Annotated in this window: 13 protein-coding genes; 8 read left to right on the forward strand and 5 right to left on the reverse strand. The window is 66.1% G+C overall.

Going from position 1 to position 15,447, the window contains the following annotated elements; translation table 11 throughout:
* Positions 1–24: 24 nt before the first annotated feature.
* Entirely contained in the window at positions 25–801 is a 777-nt protein-coding gene (locus ACNJYD_RS33685) for an SDR family NAD(P)-dependent oxidoreductase (protein ID WP_212260439.1), read from the reverse strand.
* Positions 802–876: 75 nt separating this feature from the next.
* Here ACNJYD_RS33685 and ACNJYD_RS33690 point away from each other — a divergent pair, with 75 nt between their 5' ends.
* Positions 877–1,329: a MarR family winged helix-turn-helix transcriptional regulator gene (locus ACNJYD_RS33690; RefSeq protein ID WP_212260440.1), complete on the forward strand. Its 453-nt coding sequence runs from the start codon at positions 877–879 to the stop codon at positions 1,327–1,329.
* A gap of 151 nt (positions 1,330–1,480) precedes the next feature.
* Here the strand turns inward: ACNJYD_RS33690 and ACNJYD_RS33695 are convergent, their stop codons facing one another.
* Together ACNJYD_RS33695 and trhA are read right to left on the reverse strand one after the other, a co-directional pair.
* Complete coding sequence (locus ACNJYD_RS33695) at positions 1,481–2,275, reverse strand: SDR family oxidoreductase (RefSeq protein ID WP_439364564.1); 795 nt, start codon at positions 2,273–2,275, stop codon at positions 1,481–1,483.
* 58 nt (positions 2,276–2,333) lie between these two features.
* Positions 2,334–3,029, reverse strand: coding sequence for a PAQR family membrane homeostasis protein TrhA (trhA, locus tag ACNJYD_RS33700; protein WP_172788420.1), 696 nt, complete (start codon positions 3,027–3,029; stop codon positions 2,334–2,336).
* A gap of 182 nt (positions 3,030–3,211) precedes the next feature.
* On the opposite strand from trhA, the gene ACNJYD_RS33705 reads away from it, so the two are divergent.
* Positions 3,212–4,681 carry a YcjX family protein gene (locus ACNJYD_RS33705; protein ID WP_439364565.1) on the forward strand — a complete coding sequence of 490 codons (1,470 nt, stop codon included), beginning with the start codon at positions 3,212–3,214 and terminating at the stop codon, positions 4,679–4,681.
* Positions 4,678–5,706 carry a YcjF family protein gene (locus ACNJYD_RS33710; RefSeq protein WP_172788422.1) on the forward strand — a complete coding sequence of 343 codons (1,029 nt, stop codon included), beginning with the start codon at positions 4,678–4,680 and terminating at the stop codon, positions 5,704–5,706. The genes ACNJYD_RS33705 and ACNJYD_RS33710 overlap by 4 nt, the downstream gene beginning before the upstream one ends.
* Before the next feature lie 202 nt (positions 5,707–5,908).
* Here ACNJYD_RS33710 and ACNJYD_RS33715 read toward each other — a convergent pair whose 3' ends face one another.
* Positions 5,909–7,423: a glycosyltransferase family 39 protein gene (locus ACNJYD_RS33715; RefSeq protein WP_439367545.1), complete on the reverse strand. Its 1,515-nt coding sequence runs from the start codon at positions 7,421–7,423 to the stop codon at positions 5,909–5,911.
* A 389-nt stretch (positions 7,424–7,812) separates the two neighbouring features.
* Here ACNJYD_RS33715 and ACNJYD_RS33720 point away from each other — a divergent pair, with 389 nt between their 5' ends.
* The 4 genes from ACNJYD_RS33720 (at position 7,813) to ACNJYD_RS33735 (ending at position 11,686) form a co-directional block, all read left to right on the forward strand.
* Positions 7,813–9,543: an adenylate/guanylate cyclase domain-containing protein gene (locus ACNJYD_RS33720; protein ID WP_212259807.1), complete on the forward strand. Its 1,731-nt coding sequence runs from the start codon at positions 7,813–7,815 to the stop codon at positions 9,541–9,543.
* Between the two features lie 213 nt (positions 9,544–9,756).
* Positions 9,757–10,956: a SorA family sulfite dehydrogenase catalytic subunit gene (sorA, locus tag ACNJYD_RS33725; RefSeq protein ID WP_439364566.1), complete on the forward strand. Its 1,200-nt coding sequence runs from the start codon at positions 9,757–9,759 to the stop codon at positions 10,954–10,956.
* A 12-nt stretch (positions 10,957–10,968) separates the two neighbouring features.
* Positions 10,969–11,277, forward strand: a complete 309-nt coding sequence (sorB, locus tag ACNJYD_RS33730) for a SorB family sulfite dehydrogenase c-type cytochrome subunit (RefSeq protein ID WP_172788425.1) — start codon at positions 10,969–10,971, stop codon at positions 11,275–11,277.
* Positions 11,278–11,485: 208 nt separating this feature from the next.
* Complete coding sequence (locus tag ACNJYD_RS33735) at positions 11,486–11,686, forward strand: cold-shock protein (protein WP_008563500.1); 201 nt, start codon at positions 11,486–11,488, stop codon at positions 11,684–11,686.
* 170 nt (positions 11,687–11,856) lie between these two features.
* Here the strand turns inward: ACNJYD_RS33735 and ACNJYD_RS33740 are convergent, their stop codons facing one another.
* On the reverse strand, positions 11,857–12,318 hold the full coding sequence (locus tag ACNJYD_RS33740) for an Lrp/AsnC ligand binding domain-containing protein (RefSeq protein ID WP_036009699.1): 462 nt from the start codon (positions 12,316–12,318) through the stop codon (positions 11,857–11,859).
* A gap of 114 nt (positions 12,319–12,432) precedes the next feature.
* Between ACNJYD_RS33740 and putA the strand changes: the two genes are divergently transcribed.
* Positions 12,433–15,432 carry a bifunctional proline dehydrogenase/L-glutamate gamma-semialdehyde dehydrogenase PutA gene (gene putA, locus ACNJYD_RS33745; RefSeq protein WP_439364567.1) on the forward strand — a complete coding sequence of 1,000 codons (3,000 nt, stop codon included), beginning with the start codon at positions 12,433–12,435 and terminating at the stop codon, positions 15,430–15,432.
* Positions 15,433–15,447 lie beyond the last annotated feature (15 nt).

Genomic DNA, 15,447 nt, shown 5'->3' on the forward strand with positions numbered 1-15,447 from the left:
CGCGCGCTCATCCCGGCTACGGCATCACGACGCCAGAAATCCTCCATCCGCGGCGAGCACGTGCCCGACCACATAGGACGACGCATCCGACGACAGCCACACCACGGCCTCGGCCACTTCCTCCGGGCTGCCCATCCGCCGCAACGGCAGGCCTGCGCTGACCGTCGCAACGTCGCCGACGCCGGCGCGCAGCATCATGTCGGTGACGACGCGGCCGGGCGCGACGGCGTTGATGCGGATGCCGCGCGGCGCGTTCTCCATCGCCGCCGAGCGCGTCAACGAGATCGCGGCAGCCTTGGAGGCCGAATAGAGCGAGAAGCCGGGATTGGGGTTGCGCACGCCGCTGACGGAGGCGTTGACGACGATGCTGCCGCGGCCTTTCGCCAGCATCGCCGGCAATTGATGGCGCAGGCACAGGAAGAGCGCGCGAACATTGGTGTCGAACACGCTGTCGTAGATCTCCGTGCCCTGTTCCTCCAGCGGTGCCCGGCGCTCCTGGAAGCCGGCATTGTTGAAGGCGACGTCGAGCCGGCCGCAGCGCTCGACGGCCGTGCCGACGAGGCGCGCGACCTCGTCTTCCTTCGTGATGTCGGTCTTGAGCGCGATCGCCTCCGTGCCGAGCTCGCGGCACGCGGCGGCGGTGGCCTCGATCTCGGCCTCGCGCCGGCCGGCGACGATGACCGCTTCCGCCCCTTCGGTAGCCATCCGCAAGGCTGTGGCGCGCCCGATGCCGCTGCCGCCGCCCGTGACCAGGCAGACCTTGCCGCTCATCCGATGACCTGCCGGCAAAGCTCCGCTCATGGTCCACTCCAAAACACTTGCGCGCGCCGTTGCGCGCATATAGTTGTATGATACAACTATATGCCCGGAGTCAAGATGGCTGAGCTTTCGCTGATCGACGACATCCGCGCCGCCTCACGCCTGATGGTGCGCGAGCTCGGCTTCATGGACGCCACGGTGGCGGCCTCGGGCTATCCGCCCTCGGCGGTGCACACGATCCTGGAGATCGGCATCCGCGGTCCGATGAATTCGGGCGAGCTCGGCGATTTCCTGCGGCTGGAGAAATCCAGCGTCAGCCGCCTGGTGCGCAAGCTGATCGATTGCGGCGAGCTCAAGGAGATGCCGGACGAGGCGGATGCGCGCAGCAAGCGGCTGTCGCTGACGGCAAAGGGGCGGCGCACGCAGGAAGCACTCCATGCGTTCGGCCGCCAGCAGGTGCGCGGCGCGCTGGCGGCGCTGACGCCGGCCGAGCAGCGCACTGTGCGCGAGGGCATGATGCTCTATGCGCAGGCGCTCAGACAGAGCCGGGTGGAGGAAGCGGCGGTGTAGCCACACTATCGGTGTCATCGCCCGGCTTGACCGGGCGATCCAGTACGCCGAGACGGTTGTGTTGAGCCGACACGCCGCGGCGTACTGAGATGCCCCGCCCCCCGTGCGCAATTGCGCACTAGGCGGGGCATGACAGCATCAATCGCGGCGTCTACTTCCGGAACTCGTCCCGCATCTTGGCCTGGATCTTGGCCATGCCGCCGATCCAGCGGTCGTAGTTCTCGGTCTTCTTGCGCATGTAGCCGAGCACTTGCGGGTGCGGCAGGATCAGGAATGTTTCCTGCTCGAGGCCGGCGAGCACGTCTTTCGCCACCTGCTCGGGCGTCAGGTCGCCGTCGCTGGATTGCGGGCCCTTGGGGATCGAGCGCAGCATATTGGTGTCGACACCCTGCGGACACAGGATCGAGACCTTGATGTTGTGGGCCTTGTGCGAGATCGCGAGGTTCTCGGCAAAACCGACCGCGGCGTGCTTGGTCGTCGAATAGGCCGGACTGCCCACCTGCGACAACAGGCCGGCGGCCGAGATTGTGTTGAGGAAATAGCCGCCGCCGCGCGCCCTCATGCGGGGGACGAGATGCCGCGCCGCATAGACATGCGCCATGACGTGGATCGCCCAGCTGCGCTGCCACGGCTCGTCGGACGCGCCACCGGCATTCTCCGACATCGGATCGAAGCCGCCGCCGATGCCGGCATTGGAGCAGAACAGCGCGATCGGCCCGAACTGCCGCTCGGTCTCCTCGATGACGTGGACGATGTCCTTTTCCTGCGCGACGTCGCATTTGAAGGCGGCGCCATCGACCATGGCGGCGACCGCTCTCGCATTGGCAGCGTCCATGTCCGCGACCACGACCTTGGCCGCACCCGCATTGTGAAAGGCCTCGCACAGCGCCTTGCCGATGCCGTTTGCGCCGCCCGTGACGACCACGACCTTGCCGGTCACCTGCATGCGACGTCTCCTCTGTCTTGTGTCGCTCTTTAACGCGCCGCTTATTCCGCGTCGCGGGTCAGCTCAACACGAGGTCGAGCACCGCGGTATAATGGCATGCCGCGCCGGCCAAGACAAAGCCGTGCCAGATCGCATTCTGGAAGCGCAGCCGCCGCCAGGCGTGGAAGATCACGCCAAAGCTGTAGAGCAAGCCGCCGGCAAGGATGAAGCCCAGCGCCAGCGTGGGCAACGCCCTGACCACGGAATCGTAGAGCATCATGCCGCTCCAGCCCATCGCGAGATAGATGCCGACCGAGACGCGGTCGAACCGGCCGGGATAGAGCAGCTTAAGCACGATGCCAAGAATTGCCACGCACCAGACGCCGGCGAGCAGCACCAGCGCGAACACGCTGTCCTTCAGCTCCAGGATGAACGGTGTGTAGGTCGCGGCGATCAAGAGATAGATCGCGGAATGGTCGAAGCGACGCAGCAGCCATTTGGCCGGCGAGACCGGCCAGAGATTATAGGTCGCCGACAGCACCAGCATCGAGAGCAGGCCGGCGACATAGATCGAGACGCCGACGATGTCGGTGGAGTCGGCATAGACCGCCGTCAGCACCACCAGCACGGTTGCGGCGATGAGGCCTGAGAGAACACCGATCGCGTGGACGATGCCGTCGGCGATCAGCTCGGCGCGATCGTAATCCCAGCCGATCGCGTCGGCTGCGGCGTGGACGGAATTGGACGCGAACTGTTTCATTTGGAAGACGGTCATGGCAATCCGCAAAGCGTGGCAATGCCCTCTTGGATGGGTCTCTCGGGATCGGCGCATCGTTCAAACGGCTGATTTGCCGACAAAGGCGGTGGAAGTATGAAAGCTTGAATTTCCTCAGGCAATTGCCACTTTTGTGACTAGTCCAATTTGCGTATCCCTCGCCCGAGATCCCCCACGTTCATATGGCATTCAGTTTCCAGGATATGGTCGAGGAGGCGCGGCTGTCGGCCCGGGCGCTGATCGACTATGGCGAGCACTTCTTCAACCCGACGGTGCGGCTTGGTGTCACCGGCCTGTCGCGCGCCGGTAAGACCGTATTCATCACCGCGTTGATCCACGGGCTGACGCGCGGCGGCCGGTTTCCGGTGTTCGAGGCCTATGCCTCGGGCCGGATCGCGCGGGCGCACCTGGCGCCGCAACCGGATGATGCCGTGCCGCGCTTTGCCTATGAAAGCCATCTGCGCGCCCTGATCGAGGAACGGCGCTGGCCGAACTCGACCGTGGACATCAGCGAGCTCAGGCTCGTGATCGACTACCAGCGCCCGAACGGCGCCGATCGCACGCTGACGCTCGACATCGTCGACTATCCCGGCGAATGGCTGCTGGACCTGCCGTTGCTCCACAAGAGCTACGAGCAATGGTCGGCGGAGAGCCTGGCGCTGTCGCGCGAGGCGCCGCGCGCGCCTCTCGCGGCCGAGTGGCACACCCATCTCGCAACGCTCAAGCCCGAGGCGCGCGAGGACGAGCAGGCGACGCTGACGGCCGCCAAGCTCTTCACCGATTATTTGCGCGCCTGCCGCGACGAGCGCTTTGCGATGAGCCTGTTGCCGCCCGGCCGCTTCCTGATGCCCGGCAATCTCGCCGATACGCCGGCGCTGACCTTTGCGCCGCTGGATTTGCCCGCTGGCGGAGAGGCGGGCGAGGGATCGCTGTGGGCGATGATGGTGCGGCGCTTCGAGGCCTACAAGGACGTCGTGGTGCGGCCGTTCTTCCGCGATCATTTCGCGCGGCTCGACCGCCAGATCGTGCTGGCCGATGCGCTCTCCGCGTTCAACTCCGGCCCCGAGGCGCTGCACGATCTCGAAGCCGCGCTATCAGGCATTCTCGACTGCTTCAACATCGGCCGCAGCACGATCCTCTCCAGCCTGTTCCGGCCACGCATCGACCGCATCCTGTTCGCGGCCACCAAGGCGGATCATCTGCATCATTCCAGCCACGACCGGCTCGAGGCGGTGCTGCGCCGCGCCGTGTCGCGCGCGGTCGCCCGCGCGGAAAACACCGGCGCGGCGATCGACGTCGTCGCGCTCGCCGCCGTCCGCGCCACGCGCGAAGCGCAGGTGGCGCGGGGCCGCGACAAGTTGCCGTCGATCCTGGGAACACCGGCCGCAGGCGAAAGCGCCGGTGGCGAGTTCTTCGACGGCAACACCGAGGTTGCGACCTTTCCGGGCGATCTGCCCATCGATCCCGAACCGCTGTTCAACGGCACGGATGCGTTCCGCGGGCTCGCGACCGCGGCGGCCGGGAACAGCGATTTCCGCTTCCTGCGCTTTCGCCCGCCGAAGCTCGAACGTGAGGGCGCCGACGAGCCGACGCTGCCACACATCCGCCTCGACCGTGCCTTGCAGTTCCTGATCGGAGACAAGCTGTCATGACCGACCGATCGAAGCCACGGCGGCCGGCGACGTTCCGTCTGGACGATCCCGGCGTCGTCGTCACCGAGGCCGACGAGACCAGCCGCCTCGCCCGCGCGACGATCCAGATCACGCCGGAGCCGGATCCCGCGATGCTGCCGGTGCCGGTGCAAGCCGCACTCCCGGCGCGGCGCGGTTTTCCCTGGGGCACGCTGTTCTGGTCGGGGCTCGCGGGATTGACGCTGCTCGGCACCGGGCTCGGCGTAGTTCATCTGATCGAGGATCTGTTCGCGCGCAACGAAACGCTCGGCTTCGTCGGTCTTGCCTTCGCCTGCGTCACCGCGCTGGCGCTCGCGGTGGTGATCGGGCGCGAGGCGTTCGGGCTGGCGCGGCTTGCGACCATCGAGAAGCTGCATCAGCGCGCAGCGGCCGTGCTGGCCAGTGACGATCGCAAGGAGAGCCGGGTCATCGTGCAGGACCTGCTCAAGATCGCGCACCAGAACCCGCAGCTGGCGCGCGCCCGCGCGACGCTGGAGAGCCATGCCGGCGAGATCATCGACGGCGCCGACATGATCCGCCTCGCCGAGCGCGAGCTGATGTCGCCGCTGGACGCGGAAGCGCGACGGCTGGTGTCGTCAGCGGCGCAAAAGGTCTCGATCGTCACCGCGGTCTCGCCGCGCGCCGCAATCGACGTGCTGTTCGTGTTCGTGGCGGCGCTGCGCCTGATCCGCCAGCTCGCTTATCTCTATGGCGGCCGTCCCGGCGCGCTCGGCATGATCCGCCTGCTCCGCCACGTCATAACCCATCTCGCCATCACCGGCGGCATGGCCGCGAGCGACAGCCTGGTTCAGCAGATGCTCGGCCACGGCATCGCGGCGAAGCTGTCGCAGCGGCTCGGCGAAGGCGTGCTGAACGGATTGCTGACGGCGCGGCTGGGATTGGCCGCGATCGATGTCACGCGGCCGCTGCCCTTCGCGGCCCTGCCGCCGCCGAAGCTGTCGGATCTGGCGACGGACCTGCTGCGGAAGAAGGACGGAGAAGAGTAGCGCGGCAAAACGGGCGGAGGATGCTCCCTCCGCGAGACCGGAATCGTAGGGTGGGCAAAGGCGCACTTGCGCCGTGCCCACCATCTCTTTCGATCGCAAGAAAATGCGTGGGCACGCTTCGCTTTGCCCACCCTACAATACTGCCCGAGCGGAGAGATCACCCCCACCCCGCTCGCGCTGCGCGGGATCGACCACGGGCGAGCTACGCTCGTCCCGGACCCCTCCAGGGGAGGGTAAGCGCCGCCAGCACCTTCCACTGGAATAGCGGCGAGTCCTTGGGGGGTGACAGCTCCGGGGTCCAGCCGGTCAGCTTCTCCAGCACATAGGTGTCCGTCAGGACGCCGCGCCAACGGCGTTCGACCTGGCCGAGCTGCTCGCGCCTGGCCGGGATCGACTCCCACACCGGCGCGCGGTTATCCGGCTCGCGCCCGACATAGATTCCGGCGTGGCCCTTGATCTTGTCCATGCCGGGATCGCGGAAATCCTGGAAGCGGCCGCGCTCGTTGATCTCGATCACGGGCACCCGGCCACGGAACAGCCAGCGCATCATGGCGTAGGTGCGGTAGTCCGTGGTCGCGATCCAGGTCGCGCCGGTTTCATCGAGCGCAGCTTGCGCGCGCGCGGCCACCTGCTCGTAGCCGGCTTCGGCACCGATCGGGTCGAGCTTGCCGAGCAGATTCCAGGGCGCGGCGACGTAGTAGAGGAACACGATGATGGTGAAGCCGATGCCTGAGACGATCGCTGTCCTGACCCAGAACAGCGAGGATTCCAGCATCCGGGCGGACCATCCCTCTTTCCTCATCGTGACGAGATTGACCGCGGTGGCGGCAAAACCGACCGGCCACATGAACATCGGCCAGGTGTCGCCGACGCGAAGCGTCAGCGACTTGAAGAAGAAGTAGACGAACGGCACCAGCACCGCGGTCGACAACAGGATCGCGACCGGCTCGCGCGTGCGATAGCCGCGCCATGCCGTCAGCACCAGGCCCGTCAACACCACCGGCAGCATGACGAAGCCGACCAGGCCGAATTGCAGGCCGATGTAATCGCCGATCGTACGCAGCGAGAGGCCGTAATTGGCGGTCGCGCGCACGCCCTGGAAGCGGAACGAGGCCCAGTCGTGCTGCGCGTTCCAGATCAGCACCGGCGAGAACACGGCGATCGCGACCAGGACGGCGAGATAAGGGTAAGGACTGCGCAGCCAGCGCCAGCGCCAATCCGGCACCAGCAGAAAAGCGGCAACCGCCGGCGCGAACATGATCACGGTGAATTTCGAGAGCATCGCGAGGCCCGCGAACAGCCCCGCCGCCAGCCACCAGCGTCCGTCGCCGCTTTGCGCCAGCCGCACGAGGGTCCATATCATCGCCACCGCGAACGGGATCATGGCGACATCAGGCGCGACCTTGGCCATCAGCAGGCCGTAATAGAGCGCGGCTTCCGGCATCAGCACCGCGAACACGATCGCGCGCGCATCATGGGTGAGGCGGCGGACGATGTCGGCGAGCAGCAGCTGCGTCACCAGCATCGCGACGATGCCACCGAAGCGAGCGCCGAGATTGGTGTCGCCAAAGATCGCGGTTCCGAAGCGGATCAGCCAGGCGATGCCGGGGGGATGATCGAGAAAGCTGAGCGCAGCCTCCTTGGACCAGGTCCAGTAATAGGCTTCGTCGGTGCGCAGCTCGATGACGGAGGCGTAGACGATGCGGAGCAGCGTCATCGCGGCGATGATCGCTGCAGCAATCAGGATGAGACGGCGTTCGGCGCCGTCTGGCTTCGCAGAGATGTCGGGAGCGATCGTCACGGTCGCGCTTTTCCCCGACTTGGGAGGGGGAGTCAATGTGGGGAGCGTGCCGCAGATACCGCTGTGGCCCGGGCAAGCGTCAGCGCAGACCCGTGACCCATAACCACAGGGGCCGTAGGGTGGGCAAAGCGAAGCGTGCCCACGGTTATTGAGGATAGAGATCGTGGGCACGGCGCGCCAGCGCGCGCCTTTGCCCACCCTACGGTTTGGTAACCTTTGCCGCGCATGTGACCTTACAACCTGTCCACACCGGGAATTAAAGGCTACGCTGGCTGTTCTCCTCCATGAACTGATACAATCGAATCATGGCCACCGCTCCCAGACAGATGTCCGTCGTCCGCGCCACCGGCGTGCGGCAGGTGCGGCTCGTCTGCGGCATCATCCTGTTCGCCTATGTGGTCAGTCATTTCCTCAACCATGCGCTCGGCAACATCTCGGTCGATGCCATGGAGACCGGGGTCTACTACCACACGCTGTTCTGGCAGTTCCTCCCGGTCGCGATCGTGTTCTACACGGCCGCACTCACCCATATGGGGCTCGGCCTCTACGCGCTGTATCAGCGCCGCCAGTTCCGCTGGCGGACGATCGAGCCGCTCCAGCTCGTGCTCGGCTTGAGCATCCCCGTGCTCGTCATGGGCCACGTCATCGGCGTGCGGCTCGGACAGACGCTGTACGGACACGAGAAGCTCTATCCGCAGGAGCTCTATCTATTCTTCGTCGCGGCGCCGGGCCGACTCTGGCAGATGACGATCCTGCTTCTCATTGCCTGGGTGCACGGCTGCATCGGCATCTATTTCTGGCTTCGTCTGAAGCCGTTCTTCACACGTGCGGCGCCCTATCTGCTCGCGGCCGCCGTGCTGGTCCCGACACTGTCACTGCTCGGCATCTACCAGGGCGGCCGCAGCGTCGCCGCCGACAGTGACGACGGCGAATGGCGTACGCACAACCTCACCCGCCGCCAGGTCGGCACGGCTGCGGAAGGCAACACGCTCGACCGCATCGCGGGCGGTCTCACCATCGGCTATTTCGGACTGCTGGGACTGGTGCTGGTGGCGCGCGGCGCGCGCGCCTTGCGCGAACGGCGCGGCGGCATGATCGCGCTGTCCTACGGCAACGGCAAGACGGTGCGCGTCCCCAAGGGCCTGTCCGTGCTGGAAGCGAGCCTGCGCCACAACGTGCCGCATGCCAGCGTCTGCGGCGGCCGCGCCCGCTGCTCGACCTGCCGCATCCGCATCATCGGCGATCATGACACCCTTCCCACACCGTCGCAGCGCGAGGCCTTCGTGCTCACCCGCGTCGGCACCGCCGATCCCTCGATCCGGCTGGCCTGTCAGCTGCGCCCGACCTCCGATCTCTCCTTCTTCCAGCTCTTCACGCCTCACACGCATGGAGCGGACGGGCAGGCCTCGACATCCGCCAGCATCGGCCAGGAGCGCTATCTCGTCAGCCTGTTCGTGGACATGCGCGGCTCGACGCAGCTGGCCGAGAAGCGGCTGCCGTTCGACACGGTCTTCATCGTCAATCGCTTCCTCGGTGCGGTGTCGCAGGCGGTGATCGAGAACGGCGGCCAGCCGAACCAGTTCGTCGGCGACGGCATGCTGGCCCTGTTCGGGCTCGCGGCCGACCCGCAAACCGCGTGCCGGCAGGCGCTGAAGGCCGCCGCCGGCATCGCCACGCATATCGACGCGCTCAACGACCTCCTGAGCCACGATCTGCGCCAGCCGATCCGCTTCGGCATCGGCATCCACGGCGGCGAGGTCATCATCGGCGACATCGGCTATCGCGATCACATCGTCTTCACCGCGCTCGGCGATGCCGTCAACGTCGCGGCCCGCCTGCAGGACATGACCAAGACGCTGGCCTGCGAGGCGATCGTTTCGGAAGAAATCCGCCGCACCGCTGATATTGCCGAGGACGCCCTGCCGCAGCAGGAGGTCGCCATCCGCGGCCGCGACGAGGTGCTCGCGGTGCGCGTGGTGGCGAATGCGAGGGAGCTGGCGGGGCTGGTCGATCGCAGCGAGCGCGTGGCGGCTTAAGGCGCAAGCCAAGCGCGAGGTGCGCTCCCTCTCCCGCCTGCGCTACAGCAGCTCGGCTCAATCTCCTACAAGCGCAACCCCGGCCTGCTGCAACGCAGCGGCATGGGCTTGCTGCGAAAGCACGAATTGACATCATCCAAATCGAGGCGACAGATGAGCGCGGGTCTCGCGGTGATGACCGCGGTCAGAAGAAAAGCTCCGGGAGGAGACCACATGTTCGATCGACGCGACCTGCTCAAAGGTGCGGGCCTCGCCGCGCTGGCGGCAGGATTGGACGCCACCAGGGCGCTGGCCCTCGACACCGTGACCCTGCCCTTCGCCAACGGCGAACGGCCGCTGGTGAAGTATCCGCAGAAGCGGCCGATGATCGGCCTGACCAGCCGGCCGCCGCAACTCGAGACACCGTTTGCGGTGTTCAACGACGGCCCGATCACGCCGAACAACGCATTCTTCGTGCGCTATCACCTCTCCGACCTGCCCTACGATCTCGACCCCGACAAGTTCACGCTGGAGGTCAAGGGCAAGGTCGACAAGCCGCTGAAACTGTCGCTGAAAGACATCAGGAAGATGAAGGCGACAGAGCTCGTCGCCGTCAACCAATGCTCCGGCAACAGCCGCGGTTTCTTCGAGCCGCGCGTCGCTGGCGGCCAGCTCGCCAACGGCGCGATGGGCTGTGCGCGCTGGCGCGGCGTGCCGCTGAAGGTGGTGCTCGAGATGGCGGGCGTGCAGGCCGGCGCCAAGCAGGTGACGTTCAACGGCATGGATGGGCCGGTCAACGACAAGACACCGGATTTCGTCAAGGCACTCGACATCGATCATGCCAGCGACGGCGAGGTGATGCTGGCCTATGGCATGAACGGCGAGGACCTGCCGTTCCTCAACGGCTTCCCGCTGCGCCTGATCGTGCCCGGCTATTACGGCACCTACTGGGTCAAGCACCTCAACGAGATCACCGTCATCGACAATGTCTATGACGGCTTCTGGATGAAGTCGGCCTATCGCATCCCCGACACGCCGAACAACGCGGTCGAGCCGGGCACTGCGCCGAAGGCGACCATCCCGATCAACCGCTTCACCATCCGCTCCTTCATCACCAGCATCCCCGACGGTGCCAAGCTGAAGGCGGGAGCGGTGACCCTGCGCGGCATCGCTTTCGATGGCGGCAAGGGCATCAAGGCGGTCGAGGTCTCCACCGACGCCGGCAAGACCTGGGTCAGCGCCAAGCTCGGCAAGGATCTCGGCAAGTACGCCTTCCGCGAATGGAAGCTGCCGGTGAAGCTCGCGGCCGGCAGCCACGAGCTCAAGGTCCGCGCCACCGGCAATGGCGGCGAGACCCAGCCGGACACGCCGCGCTGGAACCCGGCGGGCTATTTGCGCAACGTCGTCGAAACCGTCCGCGTCAGCGTGGCCTGAAGGAGACTGATCATGCAGCGCACCGTTCTCCTCGCCATCACGCTCGCCGCCGCCGCATTGATGGGCTCGTCACTTGCAGCGCCGGTCAATTACAAGACCCCCGACGAGGTCGCCGCCTTCAAGCCCGGACCCAACCTCGAGGTCGTGCAGGGCAATTGCGGCGCCTGCCATTCGTCCGACTACGTCGCCACGCAGCCGCCGATGAAGGACAAGAGGGCCTTCTGGCAGGCCGCGGTGACCAAGATGATCAAGGTCTATGGCGCACCGATCGACGATGCCGATGTCGGCAAGATCGTCGATTATCTGGCTGCGACGTATTGACGGACGCCGGCACGCGTGCCGGCCATTTGACCGCGAAACGGGCAAAAGCGGCAAAAACGCCGCGAAGTTGAGCGGAATTCGGCGAAATGGCGATGTGGTTTGAGCTACCAAGCCTGCCACATTCCGCGTATCCTGTTAGGACCGAACCGGCCGGTTGGCGGGGACTGGCGGTTCGAGATCTCGGAGGAAGACCCGCGGAGAAGTCGTGATGGCTAAAGGTACGGTCAAGTGGTTCAACCCGACGAAGGGTTATGGATTTATCCAGCCTGCGTCGGGTGGCAAGGATGTGTTCGTGCATATCTCGGCAGTGCAGAAGGCCGGTCTGTCGACCCTCAACGAGGGACAGACGGTGGAATACGAAGAGATCGCAAACCGGGGCAAGACCTCCGCGGAGAACCTCAAAGTATAAGCCCGCGCCAGCCTTTGCTGCCTCCCGGATTTGTCCGGGAGCGGGCCAAAAAAATTTAAGAAGACGGCCGGTGCATTCGACGACAGGCGTTGCGATTGCACAAGGATAGCTATTTTTCCTGCGAAGACCGCTTATCGAACCACAGCAATGACAATCGCGACTGCACTTCGCTAACCCACCGGCAGCGGTGCGTCGCGCTTGATCTCCTCCATCACCGCATAGGTCCGCGTCTCGCGCACGCCCGGCATCGACAGCAGGGTCTCGCCGAGAAAGCGTCGATAGGCAGTCATGTCGGCAAGCCGCGCCTTCACAAGATAGTCGAAGCCGCCGGCAACCATGTGACACTCCAGCACTTCAGGGGCGAGCCTCACGGCCCGTGCGAACCGCTCGAAATTGTCGGGCGTGGTCTTGTCGAGCAGCACCTCGACGAACACCAGGAGCCCAAGGCCGAGCCGGTGCGGATTGAGCCGCGCGCCATAGCCTTCGACAAAGCCCTCGCGCTGCAGGCGCTTCAGCCGCTCGCCGATCGAGGTCGGCGACAGCCCGATGCGCTCGGCGAGCTCGACATTGGCGATGCGCCCATCCTCCTGCAAAATCGAGAGGATTTTCCGGTCGGTTCGGTCCAATTCCATACTTTATGAGGCCAAGCTGTTTCCTATCTTCATTTTCTAAGGCAAACTGGCTAGATTGTCTATCGAACTGCGGTCACGCGGGCCTTATCCTGGATGTCAGCCACAGGACACGCCATGCCGAACATCCCGCCGCCCTTCTTAGCGCCTTACGCCCCCGATGACGCCGAGATCGCCGCAAAGCTTCTGCCGGCTTCGCATCTCGCCCCACCACAGGAGGCGCGGATCGACCGCACCGCGACGCGGCTGATCGAGGCCATCCGCAAGCGCGACGACCGGCTCGGCGGGGTCGAGGACATGCTGCGGGAGTTCGCGCTCTCGACCAAGGAGGGGCTGGCGCTGATGGTGCTGGCGGAAGCGCTGCTGCGCGTGCCTGATGCGCGCACCGCCGACCAGTTCATCGAGGACAAGCTCGGCGAAGGCGATTTCATCCATCACGAGACCAAGTCCACGGCGTTCCTGGTCAACGCCTCGGCCTGGGCACTCGGCCTGTCCGCCCGGGTGATCCAGCCGGGGGAGACGCCCGACGGCACCATTGGCCGGCTGGTGAAGCGGCTCGGCGCGCCGGCGGTGCGCACCGCGACGCGCCAGGCGATGCGGCTGATGGGCAATCATTTCGTGCTCGGCGAGACCATCGAGCAGGCGCTGGAGCGGGGCCGGCCGCGCTCCGGCCAGAAGCCGCGCTATTCCTTCGACATGCTCGGCGAAGGCGCGCGCACGGCCGCTGACGCCAAACGCTATTTCGACGCCTATGCCAGCGCGATTGAGACGATCGGCAAGGCGGCGGGCAACCATGCCCTGCCCGACCGGCCCGGCATCTCCGTCAAGCTCTCGGCGCTGCATCCGCGCTTCGAGGCGATCAGCCGCGACCGCGTGATGCGCGAATTGGTGCCGCAACTGCTGGATCTCGCGCAGCGCGCCAAGACCTACGATTTGAACTTCACCGTCGATGCCGAGGAGGCCGACCGGCTGGAGGTGTCGCTCGACGTGATCGCGGCGACGCTCGCCGATACGTCACTTGCCGGATGGGACGGATTTGGCCTGGCGATCCAGGCCTATCAGAAGCGCGCCAGCACCGTGATCGACTATGTCGATGAACTCGCCCGCGCGCATGACCGCAAGCTGATGGTGCGCCTCGTCAAGGGCGCCTATTGGGACACCGAGATCAAGCGCGCGCAGGAGCGCGGGCTTGACGGCTATCCCGTGTTCACGCGCAAGGCGATGACCGATCTGAACTTCATCGCCTGCGCGACGAAGCTTCTCGCCTTGCGGCCGCGCATCTTCCCGCAATTCGCCACCCACAACGCGCTGACGGTCGCGACCGTGCTCGAGCTCGCGCAAGATGGCGGCGGTTTCGAGTTCCAGCGCCTGCACGGCATGGGCGAAGCGCTGTACGAGCAACTCGCCAGGGATCATCCTGAGATCGCCTACCGCACCTATGCGCCGGTCGGCAGCCATCGCGATCTGCTCGCCTATCTGGTGCGACGGCTGTTGGAGAACGGCGCCAACTCGTCCTTCGTGGCGCAGGCGGCCGACTATCGCGTGCCGGTTTCGGCGCTGCTGCAGCGCCCGGCGGATGCCATTGGCCGGCCGCAACAGGCACCTCATGCCAACATACCGTTGCCGGCAGATCTGTTCGCGCCGGAGCGGCGCAATTCGCGCGGCGTCGAATTCGGTGAGCGCGCCGCACTGGACCAGCTGCTGGCCGATGTCAGGGCCGAGGTGGTCGATCTCAAGCCTGTCGCAGATGCAACACCGGATCAGGCCAATGCGGCGGTGACGGCTGCGCGCGCCGGCTTTGCCGGCTGGAGCCGGACGCCGGCGGGCACACGCGCCGCGGCGCTGGAGCAGGCCGCGCATCTCCTGGAAAGCCGCCGCGCCCGTTTCATCGCGCTGCTGCAAGCCGAGGGCGGCAAGACGCTCGACGACGCGCTGTCCGAGCTGCGCGAGGCCGCCGATTTCTGCCGCTATTACGCCGCGCAGGGCCGAAAGCTGTTCGGCGTTGATGCGGCCATGCCGGGCCCGACCGGCGAGAGCAACGCGCTCGGCCTTCGCGGCCGCGGCGTGTTCATCGCTATCTCGCCGTGGAATTTTCCGCTCGCGATCTTCCTTGGTCAGGTGACCGCGGCGCTGATGGCGGGCAACAGCGTGGTGGCAAAACCCGCCGAGCAGACGCCGCGCATCGCGCGCGAGGCCGTCGCCCTGCTGCACGAGGCCGGCATCCCCGGAAGCGCGCTGCATCTCGTCACCGGCGACGGCCGTATCGGCGCCGTCCTCACCGCGCATCCTGATGTCGCCGGAATCGTCTTCACCGGCTCGACCGAGGTTGCACGAGCGATCAACCGGACGCTGGCCGCCAAGGACGGGCCGATCGTGCCGCTGATCGCAGAGACCGGCGGCATCAACGCCATGATCGCGGATGCCACCGCGCTGCCCGAGCAGGTGGCCGATGACGTCGTCACCTCCGCGTTCCGTTCCGCCGGCCAGCGCTGCTCGGCGCTGCGGCTCTTGTTCGTGCAGGAGGATGTCGCCGACCGCATGATCGAGATGATCGCGGGCGCCGCGCGCGAACTCAGGATTGGAGATCCCGCAGATGCTGCGACTCACGTCGGTCCAGTGATCGATGACGAGGCCAAGCAACGCCTCGATGCGCATGTCGCGCGGATGAAGCGCGAGGCGCGGCTGCACTTTGCAGGCCACGCGCCGGATGGCTGCTTCGTCGCGCCGCATATCTTCGAGCTCAAGGAGGCTGGTCAGCTCACCGAGGAGGTGTTCGGCCCGATCCTGCATGTCGTGCGCTACCGCGCGGAAAACCTCGAGCGTGTGTTGCAATCGATCGCGCGCACCGGCTACGGGCTCACGCTCGGCATCCATTCCCGCATCGACGATACGATCGAGGCCATCATCGACCGCGTCCAGGTCGGCAACATCTACGTCAACCGCAACATGATCGGCGCCGTGGTGGGCGTGCAGCCGTTCGGCGGCAGCGGCCTGTCCGGAACCGGCCCCAAAGCCGGCGGCCCGCACTACCTCGCGCGCTTCGCCACCGAGCAGACCGTGACGATCAACACCGCGGCTGCCGGCGGCAATGCCGCATTGCTTGCGGGAGAGGAGTGAGGCCTTGCGCCAGGC

Origin of the sequence: Bradyrhizobium sp. SPXBL-02 (assembly GCF_051853065.1) — a bacterium.
In the GTDB taxonomy this organism is placed as follows: domain Bacteria; phylum Pseudomonadota; class Alphaproteobacteria; order Rhizobiales; family Xanthobacteraceae; genus Bradyrhizobium.

Coding starts and splice junctions, on each gene's coding strand:
- ACNJYD_RS33685 (WP_212260439.1), bottom strand. CDS start 801: ATGAGCGGAGCTTTGCCGGCAGGTCATCGGATGAGCGGCAAGGTCTGC.
- ACNJYD_RS33690 (WP_212260440.1), top strand. CDS start 877: ATGGCTGAGCTTTCGCTGATCGACGACATCCGCGCCGCCTCACGCCTG.
- ACNJYD_RS33695 (WP_439364564.1), bottom strand. CDS start 2,275: ATGCAGGTGACCGGCAAGGTCGTGGTCGTCACGGGCGGCGCAAACGGC.
- trhA (WP_172788420.1), bottom strand. CDS start 3,029: ATGACCGTCTTCCAAATGAAACAGTTCGCGTCCAATTCCGTCCACGCC.
- ACNJYD_RS33705 (WP_439364565.1), top strand. CDS start 3,212: ATGGCATTCAGTTTCCAGGATATGGTCGAGGAGGCGCGGCTGTCGGCC.
- ACNJYD_RS33710 (WP_172788422.1), top strand. CDS start 4,678: ATGACCGACCGATCGAAGCCACGGCGGCCGGCGACGTTCCGTCTGGAC.
- ACNJYD_RS33715 (WP_439367545.1), bottom strand. CDS start 7,423: ATGACGCTGCTCCGCATCGTCTACGCCTCCGTCATCGAGCTGCGCACC.
- ACNJYD_RS33720 (WP_212259807.1), top strand. CDS start 7,813: ATGGCCACCGCTCCCAGACAGATGTCCGTCGTCCGCGCCACCGGCGTG.
- sorA (WP_439364566.1), top strand. CDS start 9,757: ATGTTCGATCGACGCGACCTGCTCAAAGGTGCGGGCCTCGCCGCGCTG.
- sorB (WP_172788425.1), top strand. CDS start 10,969: ATGCAGCGCACCGTTCTCCTCGCCATCACGCTCGCCGCCGCCGCATTG.
- ACNJYD_RS33735 (WP_008563500.1), top strand. CDS start 11,486: ATGGCTAAAGGTACGGTCAAGTGGTTCAACCCGACGAAGGGTTATGGA.
- ACNJYD_RS33740 (WP_036009699.1), bottom strand. CDS start 12,318: ATGGAATTGGACCGAACCGACCGGAAAATCCTCTCGATTTTGCAGGAG.
- putA (WP_439364567.1), top strand. CDS start 12,433: ATGCCGAACATCCCGCCGCCCTTCTTAGCGCCTTACGCCCCCGATGAC.